At 56.6% G+C, this 20,628-nt stretch carries 15 protein-coding genes, 1 pseudogene and 1 CRISPR repeat array (1 of these 17 only partly in view); of the genes and pseudogenes, 10 read left to right on the top strand and 6 right to left on the bottom strand.

Annotated elements, in window-relative coordinates; all coding sequences use genetic code 11:
• Nucleotides 1–269: a CRISPR direct-repeat array (repeat unit 32 nt; unit sequence GTCGCCCCCCACGCGGGGGCGTGGATTGAAAC) (it extends 1,468 nt beyond the left edge of the window).
• A 278-nt stretch (nucleotides 270–547) separates the two neighbouring features.
• A complete protein-coding gene (locus DSCA_RS07880) occupies nucleotides 548–988 on the bottom strand; it encodes a GNAT family N-acetyltransferase (RefSeq protein WP_155315904.1) in 441 nt (146 codons plus the stop codon).
• A 266-nt stretch (nucleotides 989–1,254) separates the two neighbouring features.
• Between DSCA_RS07880 and DSCA_RS07875 the strand changes: the two genes are divergently transcribed.
• The 7 genes from DSCA_RS07875 (at nucleotide 1,255) to DSCA_RS07845 (ending at nucleotide 12,159) form a co-directional block, all read left to right on the top strand.
• Nucleotides 1,255–1,941: a response regulator transcription factor gene (locus DSCA_RS07875; RefSeq protein WP_231716417.1), complete on the top strand. Its 687-nt coding sequence runs from the start codon at nucleotides 1,255–1,257 to the stop codon at nucleotides 1,939–1,941.
• Nucleotides 1,942–1,958: 17 nt separating this feature from the next.
• Complete coding sequence (locus DSCA_RS07870; protein WP_155315903.1) at nucleotides 1,959–3,242, top strand: sensor histidine kinase; 1,284 nt, start codon at nucleotides 1,959–1,961, stop codon at nucleotides 3,240–3,242.
• Between the two features lie 255 nt (nucleotides 3,243–3,497).
• On the top strand, nucleotides 3,498–4,976 hold the full coding sequence (locus DSCA_RS07865) for an efflux transporter outer membrane subunit (protein ID WP_155315902.1): 1,479 nt from the start codon (nucleotides 3,498–3,500) through the stop codon (nucleotides 4,974–4,976).
• A complete protein-coding gene (locus DSCA_RS07860; RefSeq protein ID WP_167527664.1) occupies nucleotides 4,966–6,264 on the top strand; it encodes an efflux RND transporter periplasmic adaptor subunit in 1,299 nt (432 codons plus the stop codon). Before DSCA_RS07865 ends, DSCA_RS07860 begins: the two co-directional genes overlap by 11 nt.
• Nucleotides 6,261–9,395 (top strand): efflux RND transporter permease subunit, encoded by a 3,135-nt coding sequence (locus tag DSCA_RS07855; protein ID WP_155315900.1) that lies wholly within the window; start codon nucleotides 6,261–6,263, stop codon nucleotides 9,393–9,395. Before DSCA_RS07860 ends, DSCA_RS07855 begins: the two co-directional genes overlap by 4 nt.
• 78 nt (nucleotides 9,396–9,473) lie before the next feature.
• Nucleotides 9,474–10,733, top strand: a complete 1,260-nt coding sequence (locus tag DSCA_RS07850) for a multidrug effflux MFS transporter (RefSeq protein WP_231716416.1) — start codon at nucleotides 9,474–9,476, stop codon at nucleotides 10,731–10,733.
• Nucleotides 10,734–11,319: 586 nt separating this feature from the next.
• Entirely contained in the window at nucleotides 11,320–12,159 is an 840-nt protein-coding gene (locus DSCA_RS07845; RefSeq protein ID WP_155315899.1) for an epoxyqueuosine reductase, read from the top strand.
• Nucleotides 12,160–12,354: 195 nt separating this feature from the next.
• Here the strand turns inward: DSCA_RS07845 and DSCA_RS07840 are convergent, their stop codons facing one another.
• Entirely contained in the window at nucleotides 12,355–12,852 is a 498-nt protein-coding gene (locus DSCA_RS07840) for a lactoylglutathione lyase family protein (RefSeq protein WP_155315898.1), read from the bottom strand.
• Between the two features lie 175 nt (nucleotides 12,853–13,027).
• On the opposite strand from DSCA_RS07840, the gene DSCA_RS07835 reads away from it, so the two are divergent.
• The 3 genes and pseudogenes from DSCA_RS07835 to DSCA_RS07825 all read left to right on the top strand — a co-directional run bounded on the left by DSCA_RS07835 (nucleotide 13,028) and on the right by DSCA_RS07825 (nucleotide 14,937).
• Nucleotides 13,028–13,366, top strand: coding sequence for a winged helix-turn-helix transcriptional regulator (locus DSCA_RS07835; protein ID WP_155315897.1), 339 nt, complete (start codon nucleotides 13,028–13,030; stop codon nucleotides 13,364–13,366).
• Nucleotides 13,367–14,115: 749 nt separating this feature from the next.
• Nucleotides 14,116–14,433: pseudogene (locus tag DSCA_RS07830) on the top strand (adenylate/guanylate cyclase domain-containing protein); the annotation flags it as partial.
• A gap of 198 nt (nucleotides 14,434–14,631) precedes the next feature.
• Nucleotides 14,632–14,937 (top strand): antibiotic biosynthesis monooxygenase family protein, encoded by a 306-nt coding sequence (locus tag DSCA_RS07825; protein ID WP_155315895.1) that lies wholly within the window; start codon nucleotides 14,632–14,634, stop codon nucleotides 14,935–14,937.
• A gap of 133 nt (nucleotides 14,938–15,070) precedes the next feature.
• Here DSCA_RS07825 and DSCA_RS07820 read toward each other — a convergent pair whose 3' ends face one another.
• The 4 genes from DSCA_RS07820 to DSCA_RS07805 form a co-directional block, all read right to left on the bottom strand.
• Entirely contained in the window at nucleotides 15,071–16,591 is a 1,521-nt protein-coding gene (locus DSCA_RS07820; protein ID WP_155315894.1) for a trimethylamine methyltransferase family protein, read from the bottom strand.
• Between the two features lie 64 nt (nucleotides 16,592–16,655).
• Nucleotides 16,656–18,092: an adenosylhomocysteinase gene (gene ahcY, locus DSCA_RS07815; RefSeq protein ID WP_155315893.1), complete on the bottom strand. Its 1,437-nt coding sequence runs from the start codon at nucleotides 18,090–18,092 to the stop codon at nucleotides 16,656–16,658.
• Between the two features lie 33 nt (nucleotides 18,093–18,125).
• A complete protein-coding gene (metK, locus tag DSCA_RS07810; RefSeq protein WP_155315892.1) occupies nucleotides 18,126–19,325 on the bottom strand; it encodes a methionine adenosyltransferase in 1,200 nt (399 codons plus the stop codon).
• Nucleotides 19,326–19,568: 243 nt separating this feature from the next.
• Nucleotides 19,569–20,312, bottom strand: a complete 744-nt coding sequence (locus DSCA_RS07805; protein ID WP_155315891.1) for a class I SAM-dependent DNA methyltransferase — start codon at nucleotides 20,310–20,312, stop codon at nucleotides 19,569–19,571.
• Between the last annotated feature and the right edge of the window lie 316 nt (nucleotides 20,313–20,628).

Below are 20,628 nucleotides of genomic sequence, written 5' to 3'. Positions count from 1 at the left end.
GAAACATCGTCAAGCGTTGGAAACATTCTCAGTGTCACGTCGCCCCCCACGCGGGGGCGTGGATTGAAACTTTATAGATAGGATTGCCATCGGCATCATAGGCAGGTCGCCCCCCACGCGGGGGCGTGGATTGAAACTGATCGCAGTGCATGGAACATTAACAATGAGATAGTCGCCCCCCACGCGGGGGCGTGGATTGAAACCTGTATTTCCGGCTCCAAAATATACCCGGCGTTAGTCGCCCCCCACGCGGGGGCGTGGATCGACACCAACTATATGCCTGTGGGACATCCCGTGATCCATACGAGGCGGTAAAATTTTTCGCGCGCGTTCCTCTGGCCCGTCTGGTTTTCAGCGGGAGATCTCTGCCAAATTTGCCTGTTTCTGGACGAACACTAACGATAAGAAAATACAATTTTTTTAGCATTTGCGCGCCATTTTCCCGCACCATACTGCATGAGCTTAATGGGAGTGAACCGTCTGCCGGAGCGGAAGCAGTTGATGGGAAAATTGCATTATCAGTGCCCGTTGATCACCGCCTCACAGTTCAAACGCCATGTAGACGTCGGCGGTCACATAACTGAGGTCCGCGGGAAGGGGGGGGACGAACCCCATGGGTTCCTAAAGCTTCAGCGCTGTGGCCAGCTGGTGGTTGGCCACCAGGACCGCTTTCCGCGCGCCGGCATTCCTGGCGTAATCGATCGCCGCCCCGGGCCAGTTGCCGGCCGATGCCCTTGCCCCGTGCAGATGGGGCAACTGCCAGTTTGGCCATTTCGAAAACGCCGTTGCCGTGGGGGATGGCGGCGCAGGTGCCGAGCACGTCATCCCCCTCGACGGCAAAAACGATCTGCCCGTTTCGGGCGATGATGGACTCCCGGGGCGCATCCAGGTGCCGGTCGTCGGCCGCTTCTCTCAGGGAGAAATGGTCGAGCCAGTCCCGGTTCAGTCGGCCGGATGCCGCTGCCGGACGGTTTTCAAAGGGGACCATTTTCAGGACCTCTCCACAGATCTATCCGGTTAAAAAACAGATTACACCAAACCAGCCTTCTGTTTACAACACCTGAAAAAACCGATCCAATATCCTCTGCCGGATGATGATTTCACGTTTTTTTCACGTAATTTCTACAGTCGGTTCACACGCGCCGGGCTAAACTTGCCCCGTGTATACAGTGACCCGTGTCTCGCTTATGCTTGCCTTGGAAGCGTTCGAATAATATACCGGAATGAATATCAACCCCGTCCAAGAGGATTCCCATGGCGCCAAACATCCGGTTGCTCATCATCGAAGACAATTCGGCAATTGTGGAGAACATGTCCGATTTTCTGGAATCGAAAGGCTATATCCTGGATTTCGCCATGGACGGCATCGGCGGTCTCCACCTGGCCCTGACCCGGGACTATGACGTCATTGTACTGGACCTCATGCTTCCGGGCATGGACGGCATCACCCTGTGCCGGAAACTGCGCCGGGAGGCGGGGAAACAGGTCCCGGTCATTATGCTCACGGCCAGGGACACACTGGACGACAAACTTCTCGGCTTTGAATCCGGTGCCGACGATTACCTGGTCAAGCCCTTTGCCTTAAAAGAGCTGGAGGCGCGGATAAAGGTGCTGGCCAAAAGGCGCGTGGCCGAAAACAAGGTCCTGTCGATCGCGGATCTTCGAATGGATCTGGGGACTTTTGAGGTTTCCCGCCAGGGAAAAAAAATCGACCTCAACAATACCTGTACTTCCATTTTAAAACTGCTCATGGAATCCGCTCCCAATGTGGTGCCCCGCAAAGACCTGGAGAACTACCTCTGGGGGGACATGCCGCCGGGCAGCGATGTGCTGCGCAGCCATATGTACACGCTGCGTAAAAAGATCGACAAGCCCTTTGACCATGCCATGATCGAAACCGTCCACGGTATCGGTTTCCGGCTCAACCCCGTGGTTGGGTAAAAAAAGGAAACATTGACATGAAATTCTACCAGAGCATCCGGTTCAGGATCGTGGCCTGCATCCTCTTGTACGGCAGCCTGCTGGTCATTTTCAACGCCGGCATCACCTTTTTCGTGATGGGCAATAACATTTCCAAAATGGTTGCCAATCTCATCGATACGGAGGTGGATACCTTTCTCTATAAATATAAAAAGGACCGGACAACGCCACTGCCCCATTCCAAGTACATCGATGTGTTCGAGGGCGTTGAAGCGGTGCCGGAGAGATTCAGAGAACAGGTAAAAGACCTTCCCCCGGGTGTCCATGCCATCAATCGGGATGACAAAAAACACCCTAAATATGTCGGGGTCATGGAACTTGAGGGTAAAGACGTGCCCTCTTTCATGTTCTTCCACGGCAGGGCGTTTTTCGAGGAGAATGCCCGGCTGCACCCCAGGCAGATCCTGATGATCTCTCTGGCCCTGCTGCTCATACCCGGCGTTATCATCGGCTATATCACCTCCCGCATGCTGTTTGCCCCCGTGGTGACGCTCATGGACCAAATCAAGGGCCTGAACCCTGACAATATACCGTCCCGGTTTTCCCAGAAACACGCCAGCAATGAACTCGGAATGCTCACCCGTACCATCGAGACGACCATGAACCGGATCAACGCCTTTATCCAGCGCGAAAAACAGTTCACCCGGGATGCCAGCCACGAGCTTCGAACCCCGCTGACCATTGTCAAAGGGGCCGTGGAAATCATGGAGGCGCAGCCGGAACTGGAGGGCAACCCCTTATTGAAAAACCCCCTGAAGCGAATATCCCGATCGGTCAGGGACATGGAAACCACGATTGAGACCTTTCTCTGGCTGGCCAGGGAGGAGGGCGGAACCGAATCGTCCTGCCGGGTGGAACCGGTGGCCAGAAAAGCGATCAAAGACAACCGGTACCTGATCGAAAACAAGGATATCGAACTCCACATGGACGTGCGCACGGACAAAGCCGTCAGGGTCAGGGAGGAGGTCCTTTATATCGCCGTCACCAACCTGATCCGCAATGCCTTTCATTTTACCTCCCGGGGGGCGGTAACCGTTACCATCGACGACATGCATATCGGGATTGCCGATACAGGCATGGGGATCGAGGCGGACAAACTTGATTCGGTCACCCGATCCCATGTCAAAGGGCAGAAGAGCCGGGGGTTCGGTCTGGGGCTGAGCATTGTTTCGCGTTTATGTAAACGCTTCGGCTGGCAACTGATCATTGAAAGTGAGCCTGGAAAAGGGACCCGGACCCGGATTCTGTGGCAGGATGCCTGAGCGCGGGGCAGTCATGCCGGACAGGTCCCTCGTTGTTGCCTCAACATCCTGCTGAGTATGGTCAGACCGATGCGTCCCCCCGTCCCCGGTTAAACGGTGGACCCCTCCGGTTTCGTTTCCGAAGAAGTTGCAGATTTCACATCTTTTTCACATTCTTTTCACGGGCTGTTCACCTGTCCCGGGCTAAGATTCGGCCAGGATTGACCAAGACGGAAATTCAGCTGCCAATGGAAACCTTTTTGCCGAGGAAGCGAAATGGCGATTCAATGCAAAAATCGGGATAATCGTTTTCACCCGTCGGCCGGATCCCGGCGGGCCCGGGCTCTTTTGCTTGCGGCCGCGGCGATACTGCTCTCGGGTTGCAGCATGGCGACTCAGAACCTCAAGACGCCGCTCGTGGTTCCGGCCCGGTTTTCCGAGTCCGGCACCTCGCCGCTGCCTGACAAGTGGTGGGAATCCTTTGAGGACCCGGTGCTGAGCGGGCTCATCGATAAGGCCCTGGCGAATAACTTCGACCTGCATACGGCCTGGGATCGGCTGAACCAGGCCGAAGCGGCGGCGCGGCGTGCAGGGGCGGATCTCTTCCCGGCCCTCGACGCCGGGGCCGACACCTCCGGGAACCGTTTTCGCGAATCCGGCCAGACCGGCGACAGCAGCAGTTATGCCCTGGGACTGACGGCCAGCTACGAACTGGACCTGTGGGGCCGCATACGTTCCGGTCGCGATGCCGCCGTGTTCGATGTGCACGCCAGCGAACAGGACCTCCAGGCGGCGGCGCTGACACTGTCAGCGACGGTCGCCGGCACCTGGTACCAGTTGGTCGAGCAATACGGACAACTGAATGTGCTGGAAGCGCAGATCGTTACCAACGGGACGGTTTTAGAACTGGTGACCCTGCAGTTTCGCACCGGTCAGGTCGGCATCGCCGATATGCTGCAGCAGCGGCAACTGGTGGAATCCAACCAGGGCGAAAAATCCCAGGCGTTGGCCCGGGCCAAGGTGCTCGAGCACCAGTTGGCAATCCTGCTCGGCGTTCCCCCCCGGCAGACCGTGGCACCCCGGGTTGCGGCCCTGACAAAGCTGCCGGCGATGCCGCAATCGGGACTGCCGGCCGAATTGATCCAGCGCCGTCCGGATGTCCGCAGCGCCCTGTACAGTGTTCAATCGGCAGACAGCGACCTGGCTGCCGCCATTGCCGACCGCTTTCCCCGGTTGAGCCTCACCGCCGGGGTGGACACCTCGGGCGGGCACACCCGCGACCTGTTCGACAACTGGCTGGCCGCGCTTGCCGCCAACCTCCTGGCGCCGGTCATCGATGGGGGCCTGCGCGAGGCCGAAGTCGACCGGACCCGTGCCGTTGCGTCCGAAGCGCTGCACACTTACGGCCAGACGATTCTCGATGCTTTGGGCGAGGTCGAGGACGCCCTGGTCCAGGAACAGCGCCAGCGTGACTTCATCGCCAGCATTAACAGGCAGCTGGGGCTGGCCGGGCAAGTGGTCGACAGTTTGCGGGACCGGTATATCCAGGGGACCGTGGATTACCAGCGGGTGCTCGATGCGCTGCTCTCCCATCAGGATCTCCAGCGCAGCCTGCTGACCGCCGAGCGGGATCTGGTGCAGTACCGTATCGATCTGTGCCGGGCCCTGGGCACGGGGTGGCCGCTGGATCGTCCGGAAGAAAGAAACGCCGATGCGTCAACAACCACAGGTAAAGGAAATTCCGATGCCGTCTGAACAGGAAATCTCAACAGACCATAACCAGGAAGGCCTCCTGGCGGGAGCCGAGGGCGGCGATGGGCGACACCCGGCAAAGACAATGATTCGAACCCTGGTGCCGCTGGGCATTCTTGCCGTCGGCGCGGCCATCGGTTTCTGGCTGATGGAGACCAGCCCTCAAGCCAAGCCGCGCCCCCAGGTAAACAACGCAACCCTGGTGGGCGTAAAGCCGGTCGATTACGGCCCCCGGCAGACGGTGATCTCCGGCATGGGGACGGTTACCGCGGCACACCATGTGGACTTGAAGCCACAGGTCAGCGGCGAAATCATCGAATTGAACCGCAACCTGGTACCCGGCGGCCATTTCCGCCGGGGCGAGACGCTGCTGAAAATCGACCCCACCGACTACCGTCTGACCGTGAGGCAATTGACCACCGATGTGGCCAAAGCCGAGTCGGACCTGCAGCTGGAGCAGGGAAACCAGCTCGTCGCTCAAAAAGAGTACCATTTGTTGGGGGAAACGGTCAGCGATGTCGAGAAAGCGTTGATGCTGCGCCGGCCCCAGCTGGAAAACCTGCGCGCCACACTCGAAGCGGCGCAGGCCAAGCTCGAACAGGCCCGGGTGGATCTGGCGCGCACCCGGATCAAGGCGCCGTTCAATGCGGTCGTACAGGCGCGTTCGGCAGACCTCGGTGCCCGGGCCGGTGAATCCACCGTACTGGCCTCCCTGGTGGGCACCGATGCCTACTGGGTGAAAGTATCGGTGCCGGTGAGTCAACTGCGGTGGATCCAGATACCGCAAACCGGGGGCGACCAGGGGGCCCCGGTCCGGATATACGACACGGCCGCCTGGGGCGACGGGGTCTGCCGGCAAGGCCGGGTGATTCGTTTGGAAGCAGAACTGGAGGCGCAGGGTCGCATGGCGCAGCTGCTGGTCCGGGTGGACGATCCCCTGAGCCTGCAGCCGGACAATACGGGGCAGCCCCCCATGCTGATCGGTTCTTACGTGCGGGTGGAAATTGAGGGGCGAGCGGTGGCTTCTGCGGCGGCCATCGACCGTGAATTCATTCGCAACGGAAGCGATGTCTGGATCATGGAGGAGAATGGCAACCTCTCGGTCCGCCCGGTGGAAATCGCTTTCCGGGGAATCGATTACATCCTGGTCACTGGTGGCATTTCGCCGGGGGAAAACCTAGTTGTCACCGACCTGGCTGCCCCTGTGGCAGGGATGCCGTTGCGCACCACGGACGACACGACCGGTCAAACCGCAACGGGGCCGACTGGCAAGCAGGGGGGGCGGTCATGAGCGGCAACCGTCGTTTTTCACAGATTCGCGGCCCCATCTCCTGGATGGTGCATAACCGGGTGACACCCAACCTGCTGATGATTTTCCTGCTGCTGGGCGGACTGTTCATGACCACCCGCATCAAACAGGAGGTTTTCCCCGAGTTCGACCTGGACATGGTGACGGTCAGTGTCGGCTATTCCGGGGCCAGTCCCGAGGAGGTCGAGCAGGGGATCATCCTGGCCGTGGAAGAGGCCATCCGTGCCATCGACGGGGTCAAAGAGATGACTGCCGCCGCAGTCGAGGGGAACGGGACGGTGGCTGCCGAACTGGAGGAAGGCGCGGACCAGCAGACGGTTTACCAGGAGATCCAACAGGAGATCGACCGGATCACCACGTTTCCCGAGGATGCAGATGAGCCCGACGTCTCCCTGGCCACTCACCTTCGAGAGGTACTTACCATCGACCTATACGGAGACGTTTCGGAAATGGCCCTTCGCGAGACGGCCGATAAGGTGCGGGACCGCCTGCTGCAGAATTCCGGTATCACCCAGGTCGACCTGGCCGGGGCGCGGGACTACGAAATCCTTGTTGAAGTCCCCCAGGATCGGTTGCGGGCCTACGGCCTGACCCTGGCAGACATTGCGGCGGCCATCAATAATGCCTCCACCGAGATCCCCGGCGGCTCGGTGGATACGGCCGGCGGGGATATCCTGCTGCGAATCAAAGACCGCCGGGACTGGGCCGTTGAATTTGCCCGGATTCCCATGGTCACCACTGCCGACGGCAGCGTGGTCTATCTGGAAGACATTGCGGCGGTGCGCGAAGACTTTGAAGACAGCGATAAATCGGCCGCCTACGACGGGCACCGTGCCATCGGCATCGATGTATACCGGGTCGGTGACCAGACCCCCATGGGGGTCGCCGGGGCCGTGCGCAGGGCCATGAGTGAAATCGAGCGCGATCTGCCCGCCGGCATCGGATGGCACATCAGCCACGACATGTCCGACGTATACCGGCAGCGCCTGGAACTGCTGTTGAAAAACGCTTTCATGGGGTTGGTGCTGGTACTGGCGGTGCTGGGCTTGTTTCTGGAATTCAGGCTGGCCTTCTGGGTCACCATGGGCATTCCCACCGCCTTTCTCGGCAGTCTGCTTTTTCTGCCGGTTGTGGGGGTGTCCATCAACATGATCTCCATGTTTGCCTTTATCGTGGCCCTGGGCATCGTGGTGGACGACGCCATCGTTGCCGGCGAAAACATTTACGCGTACCAGCAGCAGGGAATGGGGTTTGCCCGGGCCGCGGTATTCGGGGCCCGGGATGTGGCCATGCCCATCGCTTTTTCGATTCTTACCAACGTTGTGGCTTTTCTGCCCCTTTTCTTTATTCCCGGGACGATGGGAAAGATCTGGAAGGTCATTCCCCTGGTGGTGATCACGGTTTTTCTCATCTCCTGGGTCGAATCGCTGCTGATCCTGCCGGGCCACCTGGCCCATATCAAGCGTCGACAGACCGGCCGCCCGACGACCCGTCTGCACCGCTGGCAGCAGGGGTTCACCCGCAACGTGGCCCGCTTCATCGACAGGATCTACGGTCCGTTCCTGGATCTTTGCCTCCGCTGGCGGACCCTGACCGTGGCCATTGGCCTGGCGGTGCTGGTTGTGGTGCTCAGCTATGCCCTCAGCGGCCGCATCGGCATGATTCTGATGCCCCGGGTCGAGTCCGACCAGGCCGACGTCACCGCCGTCCTCCCCGTGGGCAGTCCCATGGACAAGGTCAGGGCCGTTCGAGACAGGCTGTCCGCCGCCATGACAGCGGTGGCGGCCGAAAACGGGGGAGATCGGCTGCTCAAGGGCGTTTTTTCCAGGATCGAGGAAAACCAGGTGGAAGTAAGCGCCTACCTGACCGATGCCGGGGTGCGCCCCCTGAACACCGGGGACGTGACCCGTCTGTGGCGGGAAAAGCTCGGTCCTGTCGTCGGCCTGGAATCTCTGCTTTTTGAATCGGACGGGGGCGGGCCCGGCTCCGGGGCCGCCTTGACCGTTGAGCTCTCCCATTCCGATATCCATGTGCTTGACCAGGCCAGTGCCGCCCTGGCAGAGCGCCTGGCCGGGTTTTCCAGCGTCAAGGATATCGACGACGGCTACACGCCGGGAAAGCAACAGCTCGATTTTTCCATCAGGCCGGAAGGCCAGAGCCTGGGCCTGACCTCCGCCGAGGTGGCCCGCCAGGTGCGCAACGCCTTCTCCGGCGCCGAAGCCCTCAGCCAGCAGCGCGGCCGCAACGAGGTGACGGTGCGCGTGCGTCTGCCCGAAAGCGAGCGCACCAGCGAATACCATGTGGAGCATCTGATGATCCGCACCCCGGCCGGTCCCTTCGTGCCGCTGGCCGAGATTGCCAATGTTGAACGGGGCCGGGCCTATACCACCATCAGCCGTCGGGACGCCCGGCGCACGGTGACGGTGAGCGCCAACGTCGAGCCCATCGGCGAGACCGGCCAGGTGCAGGCCGCCCTCAACAGCACCATTTTACCTGAACTGGCCCGCGATTACCCCGGTCTTGCCTATGGCTACCAGGGGCGGCAGGCCGACATGAAAGAGAGCCTGCAGAGCCTGCTCGGCGGATTTGCCCTGGCCATGCTGGCCGTATACTTTCTGCTGGCGATTCCCTTTCGCAGTTACAGCCAGCCCCTGATCGTCATGATCGCCATTCCGTTCGGCATCGTCGGTGCGGTCCTCGGCCATCTGCTGATGGGATACAACCTGAGCGTGATGAGCATGATGGGGATCGTGGCGCTCTCGGGCGTGGTGGTCAACGACTCGCTGGTGCTCATCGATTACGCCAACCGGCAGCGGCGTGAAGGCGCCGGCCTGCATGAAGCGATTCGCGTCGCCGGCCTGCGCCGCTTCCGGCCCATTGTTCTGACCACCCTGACCACCTTCGGCGGGCTGGCACCCATGATTTTCGAGGCCTCCCGCCAGGCCCGCTTCATGATCCCCATGGCCCTGTCGCTGGGTTTCGGCATCCTTTTTGCCACAGTCATCACCCTGATCCTGGTGCCGTGCCTGTATCTGCTGATCGAAGACGTCCATCAATGCTTCAGGCCCGGGCAGTGGTACGATCCAGCGTCCGGCGTTATCCCCGATTCATGAACCTGATTTTTGGGATGATCGCTGATATCGTTACCCTGACGTGAGACCGCTAAACCAACGGGCAGGGCAGGCCGGTCCATGACCGGCCCGCTTTTTCCGGCCCGACTGGAAGACTACTGGTTGAAAAAACAAGGATCGATGAAAACCGAGCAGACGATAAACAAAAAAAGACTTCTACTGCTGATGGCGCTGCTGGCGGCCTTTCCGCCGCTTTCCACCGACATGTACCTGCCTGCCATCCCTTTGCTGCAGCAGGCCTGGCAGCAGCCCCTGAGCACCGTCAACCTGACCCTGGTCGGCTTTTTCATCAGCTACTGTGTGTTTCTCCTGTTCTATGGCCCGCTTTCGGACCGCTTCGGCCGGCGGCCGCTGCTGCTGGCCGGCATCGGTATCTTCATTCTGGGGAGCCTGTTGTGCGCCCTCTCGGCCAGTGTGGGCAGCCTGATCGCCTTCCGGGTGCTCCAGGCGGCCGGAGCGGCATCCGCGTCGGCCCTGTCGCTGGCCATCAGCAAAGATGCCTACGACGTGCATGAACGCGAACGCATACTGGCCCATATCGGCGTCATCATGGCCCTGGCGCCCATGCTGGCACCGGTTTTCGGCGGCTGGATCCTGACCTGGTTCTCGTGGCGGTGGATATTCGTGATTCAGGCGGCTATCGGTGCGGCCGGGTGGATCGGTGTATGGCGCATGCCGGAAACCCTGAAAACACCTTCCGCCGCCGGCACCATGCAGGCAATGGGGCTTTACCTGCAGCTGCTGAGAAACCGGCGCTATGTGGGCGTTGCGCTGATGATGTCCATGGTCGTGCTGCCGCATTTTGCGTTTATCGGTGGATCGGCGGACATCTATATCACCCGGCTCGGGCTGTCGGAGCAGGTCTTCGGGTATTTTTTCGCCCTTAACGCGGCCGCTATGATGACAGGCGCTTTGGCCTGCACACGGCTGCTGGACCGGGTGGGGTCACGGGGGCTGCTGACCGCCGGTTTTGCAGGAATTCTCATCGGCGGAATTGGGATGATTATGCGCTGGATACCGGGACCCTGGGGACTGGCACTGCCCATGGCCATTATTTCTTTCTCATTCGGCCTCAGCCGTCCACCCAGCAACAACCTGGTTCTTGAGCAGGTCGACCGGCATGCGGGGACGGCTTCCTCACTCCTGATCTTCATCTATTTCATGCTGGGCGCTTTTGCCATGTGGTTGATTTCGCTGGACTGGGCAGACAAAATTCACACCATCGGCGTGCTGGGCGCCGTGTGCGGCGGCGTCCTGCTGGGGATCTGGATCTTCCTTCCCCGGAGAAAACAGAGCGCGAACCCAACGCTGCCCGAATGAGAGGCGCTGTGCATGACAGGTGGCAGTCCCGAACCAGTCCGGTGACAGGTCGCCAGATCCATCCTCCATGCCTGTTGAGTCGCTATTCCAGGTAAAGGGGAACGCGTCGTTCCGGTGCTCTCCACGCGGTTGGCGGCCTAATGGCAGGCACGGCAATTCCCAGAACAGGCCCTTGCCCCCTCCCTGAATGCAACGATCATATATCAACTCCCCAAAAAACTTGACAATTTTTGCATAGCCGCATTAATAATTCATCGCATCCTTTGTGCCTGAAGCGGCCCTGTTTTATGGCCGGAGTAATACCTGGTGGTTTGCCATTTTCAATGATTCCCTGATTTTCATTCTGCAATCACATGAAAACATTTTATGAAGATTTTTCTGTTGGATCTCCAACGGGTCACCGAATTCAGAAAGGTGCCCACGACAGGGATGATCTCAATTGATCTGCCGGTCGGCCCGTTCCGGGATACGGGTATGGTACAGTCAGCATATCTGATGTTCTGTATCTTTTATGGAACCTGTATCCATCAGTGTTTGCAGGAATCAAGAATAATCGTTTTCTCAGAGGACACAATGGTATTTATAAATGACTTCAGATGCGGATAAAAAATTAGCAGCGGAAATAATAAAGATGGCCCAGGCGTTCGGCGCCGACCTGGCGGGATTTGCTGATGTTGAATCGTTGCAGCGCTCTCCTTCCCACAGAATGCACGCCAAACTGCCCCGATATGAGTTAGACTCAGATAATGGCAGCGCAGATTCGGTTTATGCCGTCTCGGAGGAAAAACGATCTCCGGCCGGCAAGGTTGCTTTCCCCAAAGCGGCCAAAACGGTTTTGATCACAGCCATTGGCCATCCGGAAGACACCCCGGCGCTCGATTACTGGCGCAATCCTTTTCCCGGCGGCACCGAAGGAAATCTGCGTTTAATCAGAATCAATGAAAAGATTATCAGATGGCTCAAAGAAAGTGAAAACATTACCGGGGTGCAGATTCCCTACGCCATTGAACAAGGGGGCCTTTACCTGAAAGATGCCGCGGTTATGGCCGGCCTGGGTGTAATTGGAAAAAACAACTTACTCATCACCCCCCAATTGGGTCCGAGGGTGCGGCTTCGGGCGATGGCTTTACCGGTTGTCCTGCCGGCAACCGGGCCGTCAGACGTTGATCCGTGCGCATTTTGCGATGGTCCGTGCCGAAGGGTCTGCCCTCAGGGGGCCTTTGGTGAAAAAGTGTATTCCTCTATGGATTACGGTCAGACAGAATTACCGGCCAGGGACGGTGTTTATGCCAGGGCAACCTGTAAAATGGAAATGGATAAAGACCGTGGTGACGCTGACTTTATCCCCATCGAAGGGGGAGCGACCATGCGTGTGGTAGCTCATTGTCGCGCATGTGAGTTTGCATGCCCTGTCGGAGCCGTATAGGGCGCCTGCAGGCGCTCGCATTTGCGGGTATTGCCGATGCCCTCCAGATCATCGTCAGGTAAGGCAACTTTCATGCAGCAAAGATGATCTCAATCTGTCTTTATAAACTCAGATCTTGTACGAGCCACAAAATGCGCGGTTCACAGTATTTTTTGGGAATCCATAATATCCTCTTTATGCTTGTATATCCCAAAGCTATTCCTGATACGCCCCTGCGGAGTAGGTCAGTTCGTAGCTGTGAGAGTAGATTTCGATGAGGTTTCCGAAGGGGTCTTCACAATACACCATGCGGTATGGCTTTTCGCCCGGGTAGTATTCGCGTACAGGCATTCGCTGCTTGCCGCCGTTTTCCACGATCTTGGCCGCCAAACCTTCGACATCCGGGTCTTGTACACAGAAGTGAAAGACGCCGGTTTTCCAGTATTCAAAGTTGTTTTTCCGCTGCTCGGCATTTCGAAATTCGAAAATTTCGACACCGATTTTGTCGCCCGTGGACAAGTGAGCGATACGAAAACTGCCCCAGCCCTCGCCAAAGACGTCGTTGCACATTACACCTATGGCAGAATCGTCGGCAACGATTTCCGTTGGCGGCATGATCACGTACCATCCGAGGACGCTGGTGTAAAAATCCACAGCCTGCTCAAGGTTCGTGACGGATATTCCGATATGTGAAAAAGTTCTCGGGTATGTCATTGTTTCGCTCCTGTGTGAAATCGTTTGATTGTTGGTGTCGTACCCGGCTACAGTGTCAATATAACTCATTGAAAATGAAGCACAAGAAGGCACTTTTTGGTTCGACACGAACCAATTGGTTCGAATTGCCGGTTGGCGAGGGTTTCCAAGATTTTTTTTTGAAGGAGGGGCTGAAATGATCGAATGGAATGGTCGGAAATATCGCTGCCCGGTGGAAGTCTCAATGGATGTGCTTAGCGGTAAGTGGAAATGCCTTATGCCGTGGCACCTTCATGATGGAACCAAGCGGTACAAAGAGCTGGAACGGATCGTTCCCGGCGTCAGCCAGAAGATGCTGACCCAGCAACTCAAAGAACTGGAGCGGGATGGCTTGCTGTTCAGAACCGTTTACCCGGAAGTACCTCCCCGCGTGGAATACACACTGACCGATCTGGGCAACAGTGCGTACCCGATTCTTGAAATGATGCACATGTGGGGCGTTAATCAGCTGGGTCTGGTCGATCGGCCAGCGTAAGCGATGATGCACTGACCTTTCCTGATTTTTGGCCTTTACAATATATCGGGACGTGTGGTTCCGGCCCGAAACCTGTGCGCCATCTCGGCAGCAGGTATGGCAAGGTTCACGCAGCTAAGATGATTTCAATGGTTCTTCGTCCTTTAAAACGAGGGGAAATCGTGGATTCTGATCTAAAGATTGTTGAAGCTGAGGCGACTGATATTGAATAAGATCATATCATTATTAATAATCGGCATCCTTCACGTCACCTTTTTAGGTTGCTCATGCATCGACGCGCTAATCCCTCGTCCAACCATAACCGTGGATGCTGTCTTTGTATACGAACTGCAATATGAAGAAAGATATGTGATCCCAAAAAATATTAAATGTGAAAAGTATTACGATGCCCAGTGTTCTGAAAGAGGAAATTTCCGGGCGTATCGAGAGGTTAATATCGAGAAATCCTAAAAACAATACCACTTTTTAAAGCCATCCGGCATGCTGGCATTCCCCGGCCAGTCTATTAATGCCGATCGTCACTTGACCATTTAATACAATCCATTCTATTTATTGTTATCGGGAATCGTTCATTGTTCCTCCTTCCTTGTTTTAATCCTTCATAATTATATCGCAAAGCGCTTTTCGCAAAATCCATCCCGATATCTTGCATATTTGACGATGCACCCTGCGACAACTCCGGGAGAATCCCATGGGTGAAAATGCAACCCATCGCAAATTGACGGCGATCCTTCAGTGCGGATGTCAAAGGTTACAGCAAGCTTATGGGGGATGATGACGAATCCACCGTCAATACCATCACTGCCTATCGCAAAATCATTTCAGCGTTGATCCAGAAACACCATGGGCGGGTCGTCGATACGCCTGGCGACAACATCCTGGCCGAGTTTGGTAGTGCACTGAATGCCGTAAATGGCGCCATCGATATTCAGCGCATCCTGGAAATCGAAAACAGCAAACTCCCCGATAATCGACGGATGGTTTTCCGTATTGGAATCAACGTGGGCGACATTATTCACAAGGATAATTGTATCTATGGTGACGGTGTAAACGTTGCTGCTCGATGAATAAGCGTTGGCATCATAAAGAAAAGTGACGATGGAAAGACGATTGTTTTCTATTTGAATTGAAATGATAGAGAATAGGACCACTGCTGTTCCATCGAAATGAAGGCGTTGGCCAGTTTCGTGTAGGAACGATTCTATCAATTTGGTCAGGTTTTAAATATCCCACCGCAGATTAAGCCGTGAAAGGAGATTATAAATATGGCTATAAAAGTTTTGATTAGACGGACGTGTCCGAAGGACAAAGAACCCGAACTTTTTCGTAGCATCAGAGAAATTAGACGCAGAGTTTCACAACAGCCGGGCTATATTTCAGGGGAATATCTGCAATCAATAGGCGACAAAAATGAAATTGCCGCCATAAGTTATTGGTTTTCATTAGAAGACTGGCAGGGCTGGTTTGAAAGCGAGGAAAGAAAGGCGATACAGGCCAATATTGATTCCATTCCAGGCGTCACGACGGAATACACGGTCTATAAGTTTATTATGATCCCTAATGAAATATAAATTATCCGATTTTTGATTTTTGCGTTAAAAATGAAACAGGACTTACCACGCCTGTTTTGTAACGGTGCCTGTACCGTGGACGCTGGGATCATGGGTCACGAAATTTACCGGAACAGTCCAAAATTAAGCTCCCTTAATTACGTAATTCCATTTGGTATCCGAGGATCACATCAATACCGTTGAGGACGGCCTCAGATTTAGGGATTACCTGGTGATCGGATATGATACGACGCGCCTTTTGGTTGCAATGCTGCCGCATCTGTTTCGAGCCATTGGCTTCCCAGTGTTCAAAACGGCTGCGGTCGCACAACTCGGGGTGGAAAAGGGCTGTCTTAAAATTGCTGAACGTGTGTTTGTCGTTGAGGAAGATCGCCCCACTGCTGCCACCTCTGGCCACACGGTCAATCACGTCGAGTGCCAGCGTATCGTCGTCAATCCGCAACCCATCGATAAAATAACGGCTCATGGCAACCAATTCATCTGCCAAGGTCAACATCTCCAATGAAGACGTGTGTCCCGATTCGATGTAGCCGACATCGTGAATGAAATTGCAGCGCGAAAGCATGGACGTAATGATCGACAGCATGCCTTCTGCACCGGCCTGGGCGTCCACGGTTTTTGCGTCCGTCGCACCGGCGAACGCCCAGATGGGAAGGTGATAGATCATGTCGCGCATATCGGCCAGGGCGGCCTGGGTCAGGCTCCATTCCGTGCATCCGTAAGAAATGACCGTGTGGCGCATGTCCAGAACGCTGACATTTGGCGCGAACAAAAAGGGCGCCCCCCGATTGGTCAATTGATGAATGGTGAGTCCCACCAGGTTTTCGGCGATGCCCAGCGCCATGGCCCCGGCCAGGGTTACCGGTCCGCCGCCGCCGGCATTGCAGCCCGAGGGCAGGCAAATGGGGATTTGCTTGCGGGCGCAGAACACCAGCTTTTCCATGACGTTCTCAGGGAACCGCAGCGGGCTGATGGCCTCCGAATAGTTGAGAATGAACGGCCGTTGGGCCAAGGCCTCTTCCCCGCCGGCCACCAGGCAGGCGATATCGTAAATTTTGGTGATATCTTTGCCACTGTCAGCGATGAAACAGATGGGCTTGGTGCTGCTTTTTACCATTTCGGCGAACACATGGACGTAGATTTCCTCGATGGGTGCATCGGCAGGGTTGCCCATGGACATGGAGAAATCCATGTTGTCGAGACCGTCCACCAGACGGGCGAAATTGGCCGTGTCCTGCAGTACGGTGCGGCGCCGCTCTCCCGTCTCCAAATCAATGGTAAAAATCGTATCCGAACCGGTACCGAAGTAGAAGTTTCCATTGACCAGAGGCATGGCCCGCCGGCCTTGCTGATCGTACAGGGTGATCTGACGCGGGGCGGATTTTAGCGCATCTTCGACCAATCGTGCTGGCATCAGCAACCGCGCCTCCTCGTCCAGGCGGCAGCCGGCATTCAGGAGCATACGCTTAACCTGGGGATGCTCCATTACAAAGCCGGTTTTTTCCAATATTTCCAGAGCCGCATGGTGGATGGCCCAAGCCTGCTCCTCGTTTAATACCCGCATCCGCGGTCGAAACGTATTGATCTCCGGTTGTTGCATATCAACCTCCTGCCTGTCCTTTGAGTTCCAGCCACGCCGATCAGATGTCAGCATTCCGGGGTGGGCGTCGGCCTGCACAGCCTGGTAATTCGCATGCACGCCACCTGTGCCTTTACAGCTAGTAGCGATAGTGCTCAGTCTTAAACGGTCCGGCCGGTTTTACATTGATATAGGCGGCCTGCCTGTCGCTCAGGCGGGTGAGCGTCCCGCCCAGTTTTTCCACGTGCAAACGGGCCACTTCTTCGTCCAGTTCCTTGGACAATCGCCGGACGCCGGCATCATGGTTGTACTGCCACAGATCCATCTGGGCCAGCACCTGGTTGGTAAAGGAGTTGGACATGACGAAACTGGGATGCCCGGTGGCGCAGCCCAGGTTGACCAGGCGCCCCTCGGCCAACAGGTATATGGCGTGACCGTCGGGAAACAGGTACTTATCCACCTGTGGTTTGATGGGAACGCGCTGCACACCGGGCACGGCATTGAGCGCATCCACCTGGATCTCATTGTCGAAATGACCGATGTTGCAGACAATGGCCTGGTCCTTCATGCCGGCCATGTGGTCAGCGGTGATGACGTCGCAGTTGCCGGTGGCCGTAACGAAAATATCCCCTTGAGACAGGGCCTGCTCCACGTCCACCACCGGGTAGCCGGCCATGTAGGCCTGCAGGGCGCAGATGGGATCGATTTCGGTGACCATCACCCGCGCCCGATGGGCGGCGAAGGCTTCGGCACAACCCTTGCCAACGTCCCCGTAGCCGCAGACGACGGCGGTCTTGCCAGCCACCATCACATCGGTGGCCCGCTTGATGCCATCCACCAATGATTCGCGGCAACCGTAAATATTGTCGAATTTACTTTTGGTGACCGAGTCGTTGACGTTGATGGCCGGTAAGAGCAGGTCGCCTGTGGCTTCCATCTGGTGCAAGCGTTGGACGCCGGTGGTGGTCTCTTCGGATACCCCATTACAGTCGGCCACGACCCGGTGCCAGAAGCGATCGTCCTCGGCCAGTCTTTTCTTCAGGACGGCATTGATGATCCGGAGCTCCTTGCTGCCGGTGGGTGCGTCGAGTATCGAGGGATCCTCCTCCGCCTGGTATCCGCGGTGAATCATCAACGTGGCATCCCCGCCATCGTCCACGATGAGCTGCGGACCCTGCTGGCCCGGCCAGGTCAATGCCTGCAGGGTGCATTCCCAATACTCTTCCAGGGTCTCTCCCTTCCAGGCGAATACGGCATGGCCCGCGGCGGCCATGGCTGCTGCGGCATGATCCTGGGTGGAGAAAATGTTGCAGGACGCCCACCGGATTCGGGCGCCCAATTCACCGAGGGTTTCCATCAGCACAGCCGTTTGGATGGTCATGTGAAGGCTGCCGCTGATGCGCGCACCGTCGAGGGGTTTTGACGACCCGTATTTCTCTCTGATGGCCATCAAGCCCGGCATCTCGTTCTCGGCAATCTCGATTTCCCGGCGGCCAAATCCGGCCGATTGGATATCACTCACCCGGTAATCCAGGTCACTGTGTTCATCGTGATCATTACTTTTTGCTAATTGCATGGAGAATCGTTCCTTGGTTTTCTGCGGTTTCAGTCAGGCTGCTTTGGTTTTGCTGAACACCTGCTTGAGCGTATGGGCCTTGTCCGTTTTCTCCCAGGGAAACCGTTCACGGCCGAAATGGCCATATGAGGCAGTCTGTTCATAATTCCACCCGTTCGGGGTGAGCAGTTGAAGTTGGTCGATAATTGCGGCCGGCCGGAAGTCGAACAGGTCGCCGTCTTCCAGAACCCCTTGGATCGACTGTTCGTCCACGCGGCCGGTGCCGTATGTGTCGACGTTGATGGACAGCGGCTTGGCCACGCCGATGGCATAGGCCACCTGAATCTCGCACTTGTCCGACAGGCCGGCGGCCACGATATTCTTGGCGGCATAGCGGGCAAAATAAGCGGCCGACCGGTCCACTTTGGAGGGGTCTTTACCCGAAAAGGCACCGCCGCCGTGGCTACCGACGCCCCCGTAGGTGTCCACGATGATTTTGCGTCCGGTCAAGCCGGCATCCGCAAAGGGACCACCGAGAATGAAGCTGCCCGTAGGATTGATGTAATAGACGGTGTCATCGTCCAGCAGGCCGGAAGGATCGAGCTCCTGCTGAATGACGTCAGTGGCATCTTTGCGGATGCGCTCCAGGGAGACGTGGCCGGTCTGGTGTGAGACGACCACCGATGTGATCCGGCGAGGTTTGCCGCCGTCATAGTGCACCGACACCTGGGCTTTGGCATCCGGCTGAAGATAGTCGATGATTTTGTCCCTGCGCAGTTGTTCGAAGCGTTTCAACAGACGGTGGCTAAAGGCGATGGGCACCGGCAACATCTCCGGCGTCTCGTTGGTGGCGTACCCGAACATCATGCCCTGGTCGCCGGCCCCCTGTTCCGCGTACAATCCTTCGCCGGCATTGACTCCCTGGGAAATGTCCGGCGACTGTCCATGAATACGTGACAGATATTCGAACGAATCGTGGCAGAACCGAAGTTCCGCGCAATCATAGCCAATTTCTTTGACCGTGTTGCGTGCAATTTTTTCCGTATCGATGGTTTCGAAATTATTGCAGGAGATCTCGCCCACATTGACCACCATGTTTAAACCAGCCATGGTTTCACAGGCCACACGGCTGTGGGGATCGATGTCCAGGCAGGCATCCAGGACAGCATCGGATATCTGGTCGCACAATTTGTCAGGATGGCCCTTGCCAACGGATTCGGACGTGAACACATGTGCGGTGTTGATTTTGCTCATTGACGATCCTTTCCATAAATTGCGTTGAGTGCAACCAGGGGCCCTTTATCCTTGGCCCTGATCGGCAGCACCTTGTTTTTGCCTCATGCAACCCACCCGATCGACAATCGTTTCATACCGCTTGCCGATCTGCCGAGGGTATGGCCGTGCGTGTGTTGAAGGTCTTCCACGGGGGGAGAGCGCGTGTCCGCCGCTGCCGGCGGGCCGCTGCAGGCCACCGGATGGCGGAATGTCGCGGGCGTGTCAGAAGTCGTTTTCCTTGCGGCCGACGATGGCGTAGTAATGCAGCGGTTCGCCGGCCATGGAGAGCCGATGGCAGTAATGGTGTTTTTTATACACCTTCAAGCTGTTGCCGATCATTTGCTGCAGAATTTTATTGTAGCCGGTGTCGTCGTCTTCGCTGAAGAAGCGGTCTTTGATGTTGAACACGATCCAGCTGCGGTTTTCGATGAGATTGAAGGCGTTGACAAACGCCCGGGTGGGAATGTCGCCGAAGCCCAATGAGGCAACGGTAACCAGTGCATTGAAGTTCCATCGGTCCAGCTTCTGTTGGTCTCCTTCATCAACTTCACTGAGATCCATGACGTAATAGTCGTCGTAAATATCCGGCCGATCACGATGGACGGCGGTTTTTGCTTGGTCGATGATGTCGATGCCGACAATCGCTTCGGTCTCGACAGCATCCTGCAGACATTCTCCGACGATGCCGTTGCCCGCGCCGAAGTCCAGCACTCTCAACGGGGTCTTCATATCCCCGTGCCGCTGAATGGCGTCCTTCAGCAAACCGGTGATCACATGCGGGGAGTCACACTGCAACCGATTGTAAACGACCTCCTCGTAGAGGCCCGGCACGTCGTATACGCGGTCATACTCGTGTATGCGAATCCGCTCCGGGCCGTCGTCGGTTACCAAATGAAAAAACTCCTCGTTTTGTTCGAGCATGCATTCCCTGCCGGGATACTCCACCTGTAAACTGCAGGCACCCATTCTTGTCTCCTCCATACGTGGGATCGGTTGGCCGTGTTCATATGGCCTGCACCCACCAGCAGGCCGCGTACGGCAGCAGCCTACTTGTAGTAACAAGATACATGCCAACCAATTGAGAAGTAGGCATAACTATATGTAAACATATTGTTTTATGCTCATTCTTCCGGCAATGGATTCTCACCCTGTGGCCATCACACCGCAACTGCCGTAAAGATATTGTACAGACCGCACTGGAATAGAGATATATGTGTAAACATATTATACAGTCTTAACACGCTCCTACCCATCGTCGATTTTTATTGTACATTTAAATTAT

It is taken from the genome of Desulfosarcina alkanivorans (assembly GCF_009688945.1).
GTDB classification, from domain to species: Bacteria; Desulfobacterota; Desulfobacteria; order Desulfobacterales; family Desulfosarcinaceae; genus Desulfosarcina; species Desulfosarcina alkanivorans.
Note: the sequence above shows the minus strand (reverse complement) of the source record. Positions and strands in the feature narration are given on the sequence as shown.

What these genes read in the sequence shown, in the direction of transcription:
- DSCA_RS07880 (WP_155315904.1), bottom strand. Translation starts at nt 988, where the DNA reads ATGGTCCCCTTTGAAAACCGTCCGGCAGCGGCATCCGGCCGACTGAAC.
- DSCA_RS07875 (WP_231716417.1), top strand. Translation starts at nt 1,255, where the DNA reads ATGGCGCCAAACATCCGGTTGCTCATCATCGAAGACAATTCGGCAATT.
- DSCA_RS07870 (WP_155315903.1), top strand. Translation starts at nt 1,959, where the DNA reads ATGAAATTCTACCAGAGCATCCGGTTCAGGATCGTGGCCTGCATCCTC.
- DSCA_RS07865 (WP_155315902.1), top strand. Translation starts at nt 3,498, where the DNA reads ATGGCGATTCAATGCAAAAATCGGGATAATCGTTTTCACCCGTCGGCC.
- DSCA_RS07860 (WP_167527664.1), top strand. Translation starts at nt 4,966, where the DNA reads ATGCCGTCTGAACAGGAAATCTCAACAGACCATAACCAGGAAGGCCTC.
- DSCA_RS07855 (WP_155315900.1), top strand. Translation starts at nt 6,261, where the DNA reads ATGAGCGGCAACCGTCGTTTTTCACAGATTCGCGGCCCCATCTCCTGG.
- DSCA_RS07850 (WP_231716416.1), top strand. Translation starts at nt 9,474, where the DNA reads ATGACCGGCCCGCTTTTTCCGGCCCGACTGGAAGACTACTGGTTGAAA.
- DSCA_RS07845 (WP_155315899.1), top strand. Translation starts at nt 11,320, where the DNA reads ATGACTTCAGATGCGGATAAAAAATTAGCAGCGGAAATAATAAAGATG.
- DSCA_RS07840 (WP_155315898.1), bottom strand. Translation starts at nt 12,852, where the DNA reads ATGACATACCCGAGAACTTTTTCACATATCGGAATATCCGTCACGAAC.
- DSCA_RS07835 (WP_155315897.1), top strand. Translation starts at nt 13,028, where the DNA reads ATGATCGAATGGAATGGTCGGAAATATCGCTGCCCGGTGGAAGTCTCA.
- DSCA_RS07825 (WP_155315895.1), top strand. Translation starts at nt 14,632, where the DNA reads ATGGCTATAAAAGTTTTGATTAGACGGACGTGTCCGAAGGACAAAGAA.
- DSCA_RS07820 (WP_155315894.1), bottom strand. Translation starts at nt 16,591, where the DNA reads ATGCTGACATCTGATCGGCGTGGCTGGAACTCAAAGGACAGGCAGGAG.
- ahcY (WP_155315893.1), bottom strand. Translation starts at nt 18,092, where the DNA reads ATGCAATTAGCAAAAAGTAATGATCACGATGAACACAGTGACCTGGAT.
- metK (WP_155315892.1), bottom strand. Translation starts at nt 19,325, where the DNA reads ATGAGCAAAATCAACACCGCACATGTGTTCACGTCCGAATCCGTTGGC.
- DSCA_RS07805 (WP_155315891.1), bottom strand. Translation starts at nt 20,312, where the DNA reads ATGGGTGCCTGCAGTTTACAGGTGGAGTATCCCGGCAGGGAATGCATG.